The organism is Nocardia sp. CS682 (assembly GCF_004634405.1).
In the GTDB taxonomy this organism is placed as follows: domain Bacteria; phylum Actinomycetota; class Actinomycetes; order Mycobacteriales; family Mycobacteriaceae; genus Nocardia; species Nocardia ninae.
The window spans coordinates 5,269,866-5,282,615 of the sequence record NZ_CP029710.1 but is presented as its reverse complement, the minus strand read 5'-3'; the positions used below and the strand labels follow the sequence as shown (position 1 = coordinate 5,282,615).

Sequence of the window (12,750 nt, the reverse complement as noted above, 5' to 3'; positions counted from 1 at the left end):
CCGGTCGATGCCCCCCGAAAAATCCGGTGCGCCCCGGTCCTCGAAATGATCATGATGGGCCCATGAACGTGTCCGTCGATGCCCCGACTCGGCTCGGTACGACCAGGCTGCCCGATGGGCGGTCGCTCGGATGGTCGGAGTGGGGACCGCCCGACGGTGTGCCGGTGCTGTTGTGCCCGGGTGCGGCGACGAGCCGCTGGCTCGGGTTCGGCACCGATCTGCTCGCACCGCTCGGGGTTCGTCTCATCTCGGTCGACCGTCCGGGGCTCGGGGTCTCGACGCCGGCGCCGGGGCGGACGTTGCACGATTTCGCCGAGGACGTGCGCGACTTCACCGCGGCGCGGCAGCTGGGTCGCCCGGCGGTGGTGGGGAATTCGCAGGGGGCACCGTTCGCGCTGGCGTGCGCGGAGGCGGGCGTTGCGACCGCGTTGGCCGTGGTGTCCGGTGCGGACGACATCGCCGCACCGGAGTTCGCGACCGCCCTACCGGAAACGCTGCGCGACCTCGTCGACCTGGCTGCCCGCGACGCAGCCGAGGCCGAGCGGTTCTTCACCGGGTTCACCGCAGAAGCCATGTGGGACATGGTGATCGAAACCAGCGCGCCGTCCGACGTTGCCGTGTACCGGCATCCGACGTTCGCGGCGGCCTATCGCCGTGCCCTGGCCGAGGCGTTCGCGCCGGGTGCCGACGGGTATGCCCGCGACACCGTGCTCGCCATGCGCAGGTGGCCGTTGCGGCTCGACCGCATCGCGGTACCGGTCGACATTTGGTACGGCGCGCTGGACACCGGCCACTCCCCTGACCAGGGTGCCTTCCTGACCACTCGAATCACCGGCGCACACCGTCACCTGGTGCCCGACGCGGGCGGCGCGCTGCTGTGGACGCATGCCGAAGCGGTTGTGACCACCCTGCTGGCGCGGATGCGCGACTGACCTCGTCGGAAGCCCGTTCGATCCTGCGAGGTCAGGCTTCGAGCAGCTTCACCTTGCGGTTCGCGCGGTCGGCGAGCAGCGCGCCTGCGGCGGCAAGGACGACGAGTACGGCGAGTTGACCGCCCCAGCCGCCGGGGACCCAGTCGAGCAGGCCCCACACCTGGGATTTGCTGTGGTCGATCAGGAGGCGGATCACGGCCTGGGCGGACGCGACCATCACCACGATGCCGACGATCTGCAGTCCGACCCATGCGTTCTTGCCCATCATGTTCTCCGTTTCTCGGTTGGCTGGCAGTGCGTCTCATGGTGGTGGCGGGGTCGGTCAGCGCACATCGGTCGGCGGTCGACGGGTGATTCATCCTTTGGTCGATCCGAATTCGCCCTGCAGGGCGATGCGCGGGCGTTCGGCCGCCGCCTACAGTCACGGCATGTCCACCGCACCCCCGTCGTCGGCGCCGCCGCTGCGGTTCTGGTCGCACGTCTGGCGGACGACGGCGGTCGTGGCCATCGGCCTGGTGGCGTGGTCCGGGACCAGGACGGAGACGGCGCCACTCGAAGGGGCGCTGCTCACCTGGTTCCAGATCGGCGATCCGCTGCTCGGCGTGGTTTGTCTGCTGCTCACTTTTTTGCGGCGCAGATATCCGGTGGCGATCGCGGCGATCGTGCTGGTGCTGTCCACCGCCTCGGTGAGTTCCAATGGCGCGGCGGCACTGGTGCTGTGTTCACTGGCCACCCGGCGGCGCTACCCCGAGACGATCGCGCTGTCCATCGTCTGCATCGGCACCGGCTTGCTCACCGACAGCCTGATCTACCCGAAAAATCCTGACGTGCAGCCGGATTGGTATGGCCCGTCAGTGCTCACGGCCGGTGTCGCGGCCATTGTCGCGGTCGGCTTCGCGGTCGGTGCGCGGCGAGATCTGGTGTGGTCGTTGCGTTCTCGCGCCGAGACCGCCGAGCGGGAACAGCACGCACGGGCCGCCGAGGCACGCCTGCTCGAGCGCCACCGCATCGCCCGCGAGATGCATGATGTGCTGGCACACCGGATTTCGGTGGTGGCGATGCACGCCGGTGCGCTCGGCTTCCGCACCGATCTGACCAAAGAGCAGACGACCGCTACCGCGAAAACCATTGCCGAGAACGCGCATCTCGCGTTGCAGGAGTTGCGTGAAGTGCTCGGCGTGCTGCGCACCAGCGACGACGCGCTCACCGGCACCCCCGAACCGCCACAGCCGACGCTCGCCGATCTCACCCGCCTGGTCGACGAGGCGCGCTCCGCGGGCATGGACGTGTCGATCATCGATACCACCACGGCCGATCTCCCGGCGACCAGTGCGCGCACCGCGTATCGCATCGCCCAGGAGGGACTGACCAACGCGCGCAAACACTCCCCCGGTGCGTCGGTTCGAGTGCGCATCGACGGCGGACCCGGCCAGGACTTGACCGTCGATGTCGGCAACTCCGCGCCGCTGCATCCCGGCTTCGCGCTGCCCTCGTCCGGCTACGGTCTGCTCGGGCTGGCCGAACGGGCCGAATTGGTCGGGGGCACCTTGGATTACGGTCATGACGCGACCGGCGGCTTTCATCTGCGGGCGGTACTGCCGTGGCCTGCGGCTGTCGCGACGAGCGACCGGTGAGTGCGCGCATCCGAGTGGTCGTCGTCGATGACGAGCCGCTGGCGCGCTCGGCGCTGACGCTGATCCTCGGCGGCGATCCGGAGCTGGAACTGGTCGGCGAGGCCGCTGACGGTGCACAGGCGGTCGCGCTGGTCCGCGCGCAGTCACCCGACCTCGTGCTGATGGATATCCGGATGCCGGTGCGGGACGGGCTCGACGCCACCCGCGAACTGCTGCGCCTGGCCGACCCGCCGCGGGTGGTCGTGCTGACCACCTTCGACGCCGACGACATGGTGTTGCGGGCGTTGCGGATCGGGGCGCACGGGTTCCTGCTCAAGGACACGCCGCCCGCTGAGATCGTCGCTGCGGTCAAACAGGTGGCGGCGGGCCGGCCGATGCTGTCGCCGAGCGTCACCGCGCAACTGATCTCGGTCGCCACCGCCGGGCCGAGCGCCGAGGAGACGGCGCGCCGACAGGCCCGCGACACGCTCAGCTCGCTGACCGAGCGGGAACGCGACGTCGCCGAGGCGATCGGTCGCGGCCTGTCGAACTCCGATATCGCCAAGGAGTTGCGGCTGAGCGTGGCGACCGTGAAGTCGTACACCAGCAGGCTGCTCGCCAAGCTCGGTGCCGAGAACCGGGTGCAGATCGCGATTGTCGTGCTCAATGCGGGCGGGCGCGGCTAGGGCCGGTAGCGAACTCCGGCCGGATGCCTCCGGGGGCTGCATCGCCGCGTGGCTAGGGCGTCAAGCTCCGATCGCCGGCGCGATGGTGGGCCAGGACGCGTGCAGCGTGTCCTGCCAGTAGGACCAGGAGTGAGTTCCGGTGGCGCTGTAGTCGATTCGGGCGGGGATGCCGAGACCGCGCAGCCGTTGCTCGAACGCCACCACGCAGGTGTTGATGCCGACCTCGACGGGGCCGCCGAGGAAAATGTTCTCGGCCAGTTGGGGTTTGATCTCCAGCTCGTGTTGACCGGGAATACCGGTGCCGCTGGACAGGTAGATCGTCTTGCCGCGCAAGCGTTCTGCCAGCAGCGCCGGATCGTGTTCGGCCCAGGCCGGACTGCCGGGGGCGCCCCACATATTGAGCGGGTTGCCGCCGCGGTTCGCGATCGAGAACATCACGCCGCCCGTGGCCAGGCCGGTGTCGGGGCAGGCGCTGTAACCCGCGACGGCGCGATACAGCCAGGGCTTGCGGGCGGCCAGGATGAAAGCCGCGTTGCCGCCCATCGACAGTCCACCGATCGCGTTCACGCCGTTGCCGTTGAACCAGCCATCGATCAGCGGTGGCAGTTCCTCGGTCAGGAACGTCTCCCACTGGTAGCGACCGAATCGGGGATCGTCGGCGGCCCAGTCGGTGTAGTAACTGGCCTGGCCGCCGACCGGCAGGACCACGTTGACGTTCGAGCCTGCGAAGAATCGCTCCGCGTCGGTGGCGTTGGTCCAGGTGCTCTGGGTGAGGCCCGGATCGAGGCCGTCGAGCAGGTAGTACGCGGGGCGTGGGCCACCGCCCGCCGGGTGCAGCACCTGCACCTGCACCGTGCGCCCCATCGCGGGCGAGTTGATGAACACCGCGGCGCGCGTCGGGCTCAGGTTGTCGACCCGTTCGATCTGTGCGGCCGAGGCCGTCGCAGGCCCGATGGCGGCGGGGCCGAGTAACGCTAGAGCCAAGATCAGCACTGCCACAGCAACCGGTGTTCGACGCATGCTCACACCTCCATCACCGCATACCAACGGCTTTTAACGGTAACTCACCGCAGGTTGTCGGGGAAGAGAAGGCGCGTGCTGGCGTTCATACAGCAATCATCGGATCGAGTGCCGGCTCGTGGCAGTCCGGGTGCACCGCTCAGCGGCTCAGCGCACCGCGAATCGACCCGGCCAGATAATCCAGATCGGCCCGCCGCGGACTGGTCGGCCGCCCCCGCAACCCGAACCCGTCCCCCGGCGTCCGCGGGATGACATGCAGATGCACATGAAACACCTCCTGCCCCGCCGTCACCCCGTCCGCCAGAAAGAAATTCACCCCATCACACCCCACCTCACTGGCCCGCAACGCCGCCGCCACCCGCTGCCCCACCTGAAACAACTTCCCCCCGACCACCGGATCCAACTCCGCCAGACTCCGCGCCACCACCTTCGGCACCACCAGCACATGCCCCGGCGTCATCGGCCGAATATCCATGAACGCCAACACATCATCGTCCTCATACACCCGGCTGGCCTCGGCCCGCCCAGCAATGATGTCCCCAAAAACTGTGTACGGATTCACCCCGAAACCCTAACGCCCCACCCCACCCCAGCCCTCGACAAATTCGCTACCCCGCCCGCCCAGCGAGGCCCCTTCTGGCAGCCAGCTCCTGGCACTAGCTGGGAGAAGTGGACCCGGCTCGTCACCGGACGATGGGAAGTCGGATTGCGCGGGCGGCTACACAATTGCGTAGCCGCCAAGCACCGGATGCAGTAGCATTGAGCCAGCTCCTGGCACTAGCTGGGAGAAGTGGACCCGGCTCCTCTCCGGACGGTGAGCAGTCGGGTTTCGCGCTATTTGCGGGCAGTCGCCTCATCGAAGACGGCCCGCACCAGCGGCGCAACCATCGTCTCCCACTTCCCACCCGCGCCGAAGGCCCAGGCCACGGCATCCGGCCACCACAGCCCCGGCTCGGTATGCGGCGGGAGATGGGCGTACGGCAAATCGACCGATGCTTTGCGGAGCACTGCGGCGATGCAGTGCCGATCACGGTGGTCCAAGCCTTCCCGCGACTCGATCACCAGCCGAGCAGCCGGCAAATCCACCAGGTATGTCACCAGCCGACCCATGCAGTCCGCGCGAGCGTGCATCTCGATCCCCCGCCCGACGAAGACCGCGACCTGCACCCCCTCCCATCGCGCCATCGCGGTAAGAATGTGCCGACGTCGGGAGTCCGGCTCCTTGGCGAAGTGCCACCGCCGCTGACCGGGCAGGCAGAGGCCGCGGACAAGGGCGCGTGCGGCAACCAGCCGGTCGGCGGGGATCAGGACAGCACAAAGGATGTACCTGTCCCGGCGAATCGATTCGTCCACGAACGCGTGAATGGCCACCGAGGGACGATACCGGTCGGCTATGACACCTGCTGGCGAATTCGCGGCGAAAACACCGCTCCCGCTAGAGGATTGGAGAAGGGGTGTAGTTGGCGGCTGCGGGGTGCTGGTCGACCAGTTTCTGCACGGCGGCGATGACGTCGGAGACCTGGGCTTCGGCGGCGCCGATGAAGGCGGACTTGTCGGCCAGGGCGGCATCGAGGGCGGGGCGGTCGAGGGGGAGGCGGGGGTCAGCGGCGAGGCGGTCGAGGAGGTCGGGTTCGCGGCCCTGTTCGCGCATGGCGAGGGCCACGGCCACCGCGTGTTCCTTGATGACCTCGTGGGCGGTTTCGCGGCCGACGCCGGCGCGCACGGCGGCCATCAGGATGCGGGTGGTGGCCAGGAAGGGCAGGTAGCGGTCCAGTTCGCGGGCGATGACAGCAGGGTAGGCGCCGAATTCGGCGAGCACGGTGAGGAAGGTTTCCATCATGCCGTCGATGGCGAAGAAGGCGTCCGGCAGCGCGACGCGGCGCACCACCGAGCAGAAGACGTCACCCTCGTTCCACTGCGCACCGGCCAGCTCGGCGGCCATCGACGCGTAACCGCGCAGCACCACCTGGAGCCCGTTGACGCGCTCACACGAGCGGGTGTTCATCTTGTGCGGCATCGCCGAGCTGCCCACCTGGCCGGGCTGGAAACCCTCGGTGACCAGCTCGTGCCCGGCCATCAGCCGGATGGTGTGCGCGAACGACGAGGGACCCGCACCGACCTGGACCAGCGCGGACAGCACGTCGTGGTCGAGCGAGCGCGGGTACACCTGGCCGACGCTGGTGAGCACGGTCGCGAACCCGAGATGCCGGGCGACCTGCTGCTCCAGCTTCGACAGCTTGGCCGGATCGCCACCGAGCAGATCGAGCATGTCCTGCGCGGTGCCCATCGGACCCTTGATGCCGCGCAGCGGATACCGGTCGATCAGCTCACGCACCCGGCTGAGCGCGATCAGCAACTCATCGGCGGCCGAGGCGAACCGCTTGCCGAGCGTGGTGGCCTGCGCGGCGACATTGTGCGAGCGACCCGCCATCACCAGCGTCTGATACTCCGCGGCCCGCTCGGTGAGCCGGGCCGCGATCGCGATGCCGTGCGCGTGCACGTGCTCGAGCGAGAGCCGGATCTGCAACTGCTCCACGTTCTCGGTGAGGTCGCGGCTGGTCATGCCCTTGTGCACATGCTCGTGCCCGGCCAGCGCGTTGAACTCCTCGATGCGTGCCTTCACGTCGTGCCGGGTGACCCGCTCGCGCTCGGCGATCGAAGCCAGATCGACCTGGTCGATCACCCGCTCGTAATCGGCGAGCACCCCCGGGGGCAGATCGATGCCGAGTTCCGACTGAGCCCGCAGCACCTCCAGCCAGAGTCGCCGCTCGAGCACGATTTTGTGCTCGGGCGACCACAGCTGAACCAGTTCAGGACTGGCGTATCGGGTGGCAAGAACGTTCGGGACAAGGCTCACGACTGCGCCTCGCTGACGCTCGGCTCCGTCGCGCCCCTGGGCACTGTGTCTATGGTTCTCTCGCTGCGCTCGCTCACGTTCAATCAGTCTAATGCGCGGAAACGGTCCGCTTGCTGGGGCGTCGGCGGTGCGACGATGTCGATCACCTCGAGCAGCGCCCCACGGGCCATTCGCCGCGGTTCGGGCTCCTGTTCGGTGAGTGCCGCGACCACCGCGCCGTCGACCACCGCGACCAGTCTGCGCAGTTGCTCGGGCCGCACCAACCGGTCGGAGCGGCGCAGCACATCGGCGAGCAACTCGTCGAGCTGCGCACGGAGCCGTAACTGCACCTCCCGTAACTCGGGATGCCGCGCGGACGCCACCGACCGCTCGTACCGTGCGATCAACTGCCCGCGCGCGCCCTCGTCGTGCCACTGCCCGTCGACCCCGACCAGCAGGTCGAGGACCAGATCGACGGTCGCCTCGGCGCCGCGGCGGCGGTGACTCACCTCGCCGACCCGGCGGCGCATCGCGTCGAGTTCCACATTGCCGCTGAACTCGACCGCCCGCGCGATCAAATCTTCCAGTGATTCGAAGTAGTAGGTGGTCGACGCGAGCGGAAGGTCGGCGCGGGTTGCGACCGAACGGTGTCGCACCGCCTCGAACCCACCTTCGAGCAACAACTCGGCGGCAGCAGCTACCAGAGCCTGGCGACGCCGTTCGCCTTTCGGGGTCGTCGCGGTGATCACCGTGCCATCGTGCCAGTCGTCATCAGTTCTTCCAGGGGAAATCAGCGAGGAAAAGCAACCATCGATGTTCTACCGTATCCGCGCCGCTACGGTGCCGAACTGCGGAAAGTTGTTGCGGTACACGACTATCTGTTACCGAGATAGTGCCCTAGACGAACCACCGCTTCCTCGATGTCGGCGGTGGCCCCGGCGAAGGAGAAGCGAACTGTCCGATTTCCGTGCACGGTGTCGAAGTCGATACCGGGCGCGAGCGCGACACCGGTGTGGTCGAGCACGTCGGCACACCACGTGCGCGCGTCGGTGGTGAGATGGCTGATATCGGCGTAAGCGTAGAACGCGCCGTCCGCCGGAGCCAGGTCGGTGATGCCGATTTTCGGCAGGCCCTCCAGCAGTATCCGCCGGTTGATCGCGTAGCGGCGCACGTGGCCGTCGAGCTCGGCCTTGGCCTCGGCGCCGAACGCGTGCAGCGCCGCGTACTGCGAGATCGCGGGCGGGCACACGGTGAGGTTGGAGGCCAGCCGCTGCAAGGCGGGGCGTAGGCCGCTCGGCGCGAGCATCCAGCCGAGCCGCCAGCCGGTCATCGAGAAGTACTTGGACACCGAGCCGATGACGACCGATTCCCGCGAGGTTTCCCAAGCCGACGAGGTGCCGGTGTCGCCGCTGTCGTAGGTGATGCCGTGGTAGATCTCGTCGGAGATGAGCAGGGTGCCGTGCGCCTCGCACCAGCGCGCCAGCGCGGCCAGTTCGGCGGGCGCGATCATCGTGCCGGTCGGATTGGCCGGGCTCGCGACCACCAGCCCCGCCGGGGGTTCGGGCAGCGCCTCCAGCATTGCGACGGTCGGCTGGAACCTGGTTTCCGCACCGCAATCCAGTTCCACCACGCGGCAGCCGAGCGCCGTGAGCGTGTTGCGGTAGGCGGGATAGCCGGGGCGGGCCACCACCACGGTGTCCCCTGGGTCGAAAGCGGCCAGGAAGATCAGCGAGAACGCGCCGGACGAACCAGTCGTGATCACCACGTCGTCCGGGTCGACGGCGTAGCCGTAGGTGACGGTGTGATGCGCGGCGATCACCTCACGCAACGGCAGGATGCCGAAAGTCTCGGTGTAGCCGAGCAATTCGGCCTCGATCGCGGATTTCGTCGCGCGCAGCACCGGGGCGGGCGCGGGAGTCGACGGCTGCCCGGCGGCCAGCACGAGCACATCTCCGTGGGTTCGGGCCCGTTGCGCAGCAGCTTTCCAGACATCCATCACGTAGAAAGGTGGAATGGTCGACCGGCGAGATTCTCTGCACACCCGTCAGACGGTAGCCGGTGCGCAGCGCCGGTCGTGCGCTCCCCTGCTACCGGGGTTATGGTCGGCGTGATGCTCGAGAATGCTCGACGAGCTGGGCTCGACCGGGTGCGCGGAGTGGGTGGCATCGGGGTCATTCCGCCGGACTGGCGCGCCCGGCTCCGGGAACGACCGGCGCGCGGCGCGCGGGCCCTGCTCGATCGGCGCAATGTCCAGGAAATCCTGCGACGGCGCCCCGATCCGCGGGAACTGTGGCGGCGGCGATCCGAGCTGCGTACCAAGTGGGACGACAAACGCCCCGACCGCGACGAACTCCTCGCGCTGCTGCGCAAGCATCGAGTACTGCTGGCCGGTCTCGCCGCGACCGCCGTATTCGCCGCAGGCGACACCTACTACACCGGCGTGATCAGCGATCGCATCCCGGACCAGGCCCACGCGCAGCGCGTCGCCGTGGCCTACCCGCTCCAGGTGCAATCCACCCCGCCCTCGGTGCGCCGATACCTGAACGCCATCGCCAACGGCGAACGCCTGCGCGAACAGGCCGTGGTCGCGGCCGCCGCACGCGCCACCTTGGAACGCGCCAAAGCGGAGGCCGCCGCGGCGGCGGCAGGCGAATGGCAGCCGTGGATGGGTGGCGGCTCGACGACGATGCCGGGTGCGGTGCTGCCGGGCATCGGCGGTTTCGTCATGCCCGCCCGCGGCGCTTTCACCTCCGGATTCGGTTCCCGCTGGGGCACTTTCCACAACGGCATCGACATCGCGGGCCCGATCGGCACCCCGATCTACGCCGTAGCCAACGGCACCGTCATCGACGCGGGCCCGGCCGAGGGCTTCGGACTGTGGGTGCGCATCCGCCACGACGACGGCAGCATCACCGTGTACGGCCACATGTACGACTTCTTCGTCTCGCGCGGCGAACGCGTCCCGGCCGGCATGCAGATCGCCCGCATGGGCAACCGCGGCGACTCCACCGGCCCGCACCTGCACTTCGAGGTGATCGTCGGCGGCCAGCACGTAGATCCGCGCCAGTGGCTGGCCCTGCACGGGCTCAACTTCAGCTAGGGACAGCGATCCGATCTTCTACGGCGGCGAGGCCGATGTCGGTGCGGTAATGACTGCCCGGCAGTTTGATGGAGGCGATCCGCTCGTAAGCGTGCGTGCGGGCCTCGGCGAGATCGGCGCCGACGCCGACCACATTGAGCACGCGCCCGCCCGCGGAGACCAGCGTGCCGTCCTCACGCAGTGCGGTTCCGGCATGCAGCACCGCGGCGGACTCGTCGAGGGCACCCTCGCCCGCCCCGGAGATGACGTCGCCGATGCGCGGTCGGCCCGGGTAGTTCTCGGCCGCGACCACGACAGTGATCGCGGCGCCGTCGCGCCAGCGCGGCGGCTCGACCTGGGCGAGCGTGCCCGTGGCGGTGGCGTTCAGTAGCTCGGCCAGCGGGCTTTCCAGCAGGGCGAGCACGGCCTGGGTTTCGGGATCGCCGAAGCGGCAATTGAATTCGACCACCGCTGGTCCGGCGACACCCATCGCAAGACCGGCGTAGAGCAGCCCGGAGAATCCGCAGCCACGGCGAACCATCTCCGCCGCAACAGGTTTCACCACATCGTCGACGATCGCGGTGACCGCCTCCTCGGGCAGCCAGGGCAGCGGCGTGTACGCGCCCATGCCGCCGGTGTTCGGGCCGGTGTCGCCGTCACCGACCCGCTTGTGATCCTGGGCGGGCAACAGCGGAACCACCGTCTCCCCGTCGACCAGGCAGAACAGCGAAACCTCCGGTCCGTCCAGGAACGATTCCAGCAGCACCGGGTGCCCCTGTTCGAGCAGCTCGGCGCCGTGATCGCGGGCCGCGGACCGATCCGCGGTGACCACCACACCCTTGCCCGCGGCGAGACCGTCGTCCTTCACCACCCAGGTGGGGCCGAAGCGGCTCAGCGCGGCGTCCAGGTCGGCCGGGGTGTCCACGATCTCGCTGTGCGCGGTCCGCACCCCCGCCGCCGCCATCACATCCTTGGCGAAGGCCTTCGAGCCCTCGATCCGCGCGGCCGCGGCCGACGGCCCGAAACAGGCGATCCCGGCCGCGCGTACGGCATCGGCGACACCGAGCACGAGCGGTACCTCGGGCCCGATCACCACGAGATCGGCCGCCGACTCGGTGGCCAGCGCCACCACCGCCTCCGCCGAGCACGGATCGACCGGCCTGGTTTGCGCGTGCTGGGCGATACCCGCGTTGCCCGGAGCAGCGACGATCCCGCTCACCGCCGGGTCGCGGCGCAGCGCCAGGACGAGGGCATGTTCACGGGCTCCGGAACCGATGACGAGTACGCGCACGGCAGACAGCTTAGGTGAAGGCCCCCGGCGAGCTGCGCTCACTCATGAACAGCAGTCGACCATCGAATATCGGTCTCGCGACATGGATGATGGAAAGGGATGGTTCGGGCATACCGCGACCGGACCACATCACCCACACCGCGCGAAGGATGTGCACACGATGGGTCTGATCGACGGACTGATGGGCAATGCCGGGCGGATCGATCCCGCCAGGGCGCAACAGGAATACGCGAAACTGATGGGCGAAGGTGAACAGATCTACGCCGCATATCTCTTGGTGCGCGACGCGATCCTGTTCACGAACCGACGCCTGATCCTGGTCGACAAGCAGGGCATGACCGGCCGCAAGGTGAGCTACCACAGCGTCCCCTATCGCGCGATCACCCACTTCTCAGTGGAAACCGCGGGCACCTTCGACCTGGATGCCGAACTCTGCATCTGGATCTCCGGCAGCAGCGAGCCGCTACAGAAGAGGTTCAATCGCCAGGTCGACATCTACGAGGTGCAGGGCATCCTGTCGCATTTCGCGGCGGTGTAGTCGCGCCGAGCGCCGCCCGGATCCGCGGCGCGTAGCCTGCGAATCATGGCTTCTGTCTTCAGCGCGATCATCGCCGGTCAGCTTCCAGGTCGATTCGTCTGGGAGGACGACGAATTCGTCGGTTTCCTCACCATCGCACCGGTCACCCCCGGCCACACCCTGGTGGTGCCCCGCAAGGAAATCGACCAGTGGCAGGACGTCGACGCCGACACCTTCGCCCGCCTGAACCTCGTCGCCCAGAAGATCGGCCAAGCCGTGCGCGCCGCCTGGGACGCCCCCCGAGCCGGCCTGCTCATCGCCGGCCTCGAGGTCCCCCACCTGCACGTCCACGTCTTCCCCGCCTTCACCATGGGCAACTTCGACATCTCCGGCGCCGACCCCAACCCCACCCCCGAATCCCTGGACGAGGCCCAAACCAAGATCAAGCAAGCACTGCGCGATCTCGGCCACGGAGCCAACGTCCCCGACTGAACCCTGTTCTGGCACAACGCAAAGGGTGGCCGGACCGAAACCTCGGTCCGACCACCCTTTTTGGATGAGCCCTACAACGTGAACGAGCGCGCCCGATGTGGGCGCGCTCGACCGGAGCCCCCTGTCAGGATTGAACTGACGACCTTTCGCTTACAAGGCGAGTGCTCTACCACTGAGCTAAGGAGGCGGGTGCCTTCTGGAAAGCGGTTGCCATCATAGCCGGGCAGGCCGACTGCGTGACACCGGCTTACGGTGTCACGCAGTCGGGTTGTCCCGGCGCGGTA

The 12,750-nt window shown here is 68.4% G+C and carries 14 protein-coding genes and 1 tRNA gene; 6 read left to right on the top strand and 9 right to left on the bottom strand.

The features are described from left to right. Nucleotides 1-62 precede the first annotated feature (62 nt). Nucleotides 63-932 carry an alpha/beta fold hydrolase gene (locus DMB37_RS23910; protein WP_167768914.1) on the top strand — a complete coding sequence of 290 codons (870 nt, stop codon included), beginning with the start codon at nucleotides 63-65 and terminating at the stop codon, nucleotides 930-932. 31 nt (nucleotides 933-963) lie between these two features. Here DMB37_RS23910 and DMB37_RS23905 read toward each other — a convergent pair whose 3' ends face one another. After that, on the bottom strand, nucleotides 964-1,197 hold the full coding sequence (locus DMB37_RS23905; RefSeq protein ID WP_135234603.1) for a hypothetical protein: 234 nt from the start codon (nucleotides 1,195-1,197) through the stop codon (nucleotides 964-966). Nucleotides 1,198-1,360: 163 nt separating this feature from the next. Here DMB37_RS23905 and DMB37_RS23900 point away from each other — a divergent pair, with 163 nt between their 5' ends. Further along, a complete protein-coding gene (locus DMB37_RS23900) occupies nucleotides 1,361-2,566 on the top strand; it encodes a sensor histidine kinase (RefSeq protein WP_135234602.1) in 1,206 nt (401 codons plus the stop codon). Next, nucleotides 2,563-3,231, top strand: a complete 669-nt coding sequence (locus DMB37_RS23895; RefSeq protein ID WP_135234601.1) for a response regulator transcription factor — start codon at nucleotides 2,563-2,565, stop codon at nucleotides 3,229-3,231. The genes DMB37_RS23900 and DMB37_RS23895 overlap by 4 nt, the downstream gene beginning before the upstream one ends. A 60-nt stretch (nucleotides 3,232-3,291) precedes the next feature. On the opposite strand, the gene DMB37_RS23890 is transcribed toward DMB37_RS23895, so the two are convergent. The 6 genes from DMB37_RS23890 to DMB37_RS23865 all read right to left on the bottom strand — a co-directional run bounded on the left by DMB37_RS23890 (nucleotide 3,292) and on the right by DMB37_RS23865 (nucleotide 9,083). Then, complete coding sequence (locus DMB37_RS23890; RefSeq protein WP_135234600.1) at nucleotides 3,292-4,251, bottom strand: alpha/beta hydrolase family protein; 960 nt, start codon at nucleotides 4,249-4,251, stop codon at nucleotides 3,292-3,294. 139 nt (nucleotides 4,252-4,390) lie between these two features. Next, nucleotides 4,391-4,813 carry an HIT family protein gene (locus DMB37_RS23885; RefSeq protein ID WP_135234599.1) on the bottom strand — a complete coding sequence of 141 codons (423 nt, stop codon included), beginning with the start codon at nucleotides 4,811-4,813 and terminating at the stop codon, nucleotides 4,391-4,393. A gap of 272 nt (nucleotides 4,814-5,085) precedes the next feature. Continuing rightward, entirely contained in the window at nucleotides 5,086-5,622 is a 537-nt protein-coding gene (locus tag DMB37_RS23880) for a hypothetical protein (RefSeq protein ID WP_135234598.1), read from the bottom strand. Nucleotides 5,623-5,686: 64 nt separating this feature from the next. After that, entirely contained in the window at nucleotides 5,687-7,108 is a 1,422-nt protein-coding gene (gene purB, locus DMB37_RS23875; RefSeq protein ID WP_135234597.1) for an adenylosuccinate lyase, read from the bottom strand. 83 nt (nucleotides 7,109-7,191) lie between these two features. Beyond that, entirely contained in the window at nucleotides 7,192-7,836 is a 645-nt protein-coding gene (locus DMB37_RS23870; RefSeq protein ID WP_135234596.1) for a TetR/AcrR family transcriptional regulator, read from the bottom strand. Between the two features lie 125 nt (nucleotides 7,837-7,961). Beyond that, on the bottom strand, nucleotides 7,962-9,083 hold the full coding sequence (locus tag DMB37_RS23865) for a pyridoxal phosphate-dependent aminotransferase (protein WP_370465192.1): 1,122 nt from the start codon (nucleotides 9,081-9,083) through the stop codon (nucleotides 7,962-7,964). A gap of 114 nt (nucleotides 9,084-9,197) precedes the next feature. Here DMB37_RS23865 and DMB37_RS23860 point away from each other — a divergent pair, with 114 nt between their 5' ends. Beyond that, nucleotides 9,198-10,187, top strand: coding sequence for a M23 family metallopeptidase (locus tag DMB37_RS23860; RefSeq protein ID WP_135234594.1), 990 nt, complete (start codon nucleotides 9,198-9,200; stop codon nucleotides 10,185-10,187). On the opposite strand, the gene purD is transcribed toward DMB37_RS23860, so the two are convergent. After that, entirely contained in the window at nucleotides 10,180-11,457 is a 1,278-nt protein-coding gene (gene purD / locus DMB37_RS23855; protein WP_135234593.1) for a phosphoribosylamine--glycine ligase, read from the bottom strand. The genes DMB37_RS23860 and purD overlap by 8 nt on opposite strands. Nucleotides 11,458-11,617: 160 nt before the next feature. Between purD and DMB37_RS23850 the strand changes: the two genes are divergently transcribed. Both DMB37_RS23850 and DMB37_RS23845 read left to right on the top strand, forming a co-directional pair. Next, entirely contained in the window at nucleotides 11,618-11,995 is a 378-nt protein-coding gene (locus DMB37_RS23850; protein WP_107659982.1) for a PH domain-containing protein, read from the top strand. A gap of 45 nt (nucleotides 11,996-12,040) precedes the next feature. Further along, nucleotides 12,041-12,466, top strand: a complete 426-nt coding sequence (locus DMB37_RS23845; RefSeq protein ID WP_135234592.1) for an HIT family protein — start codon at nucleotides 12,041-12,043, stop codon at nucleotides 12,464-12,466. Between the two features lie 115 nt (nucleotides 12,467-12,581). Here DMB37_RS23845 and DMB37_RS23840 read toward each other — a convergent pair. Next, nucleotides 12,582-12,653, bottom strand: a tRNA-Thr gene (locus tag DMB37_RS23840). Between the last annotated feature and the right edge of the window lie 97 nt (nucleotides 12,654-12,750).

Coding starts and splice junctions, on each gene's coding strand:
- DMB37_RS23850 (WP_107659982.1), top strand. CDS start 11,618: ATGGGTCTGATCGACGGACTGATGGGCAATGCCGGGCGGATCGATCCC.
- DMB37_RS23905 (WP_135234603.1), bottom strand. CDS start 1,197: ATGGGCAAGAACGCATGGGTCGGACTGCAGATCGTCGGCATCGTGGTG.
- DMB37_RS23865 (WP_370465192.1), bottom strand. CDS start 9,083: ATGGATGTCTGGAAAGCTGCTGCGCAACGGGCCCGAACCCACGGAGAT.
- DMB37_RS23910 (WP_167768914.1), top strand. CDS start 63: ATGAACGTGTCCGTCGATGCCCCGACTCGGCTCGGTACGACCAGGCTG.
- DMB37_RS23900 (WP_135234602.1), top strand. CDS start 1,361: ATGTCCACCGCACCCCCGTCGTCGGCGCCGCCGCTGCGGTTCTGGTCG.
- DMB37_RS23860 (WP_135234594.1), top strand. CDS start 9,198: ATGCTCGAGAATGCTCGACGAGCTGGGCTCGACCGGGTGCGCGGAGTG.
- DMB37_RS23890 (WP_135234600.1), bottom strand. CDS start 4,251: ATGCGTCGAACACCGGTTGCTGTGGCAGTGCTGATCTTGGCTCTAGCG.
- DMB37_RS23845 (WP_135234592.1), top strand. CDS start 12,041: ATGGCTTCTGTCTTCAGCGCGATCATCGCCGGTCAGCTTCCAGGTCGA.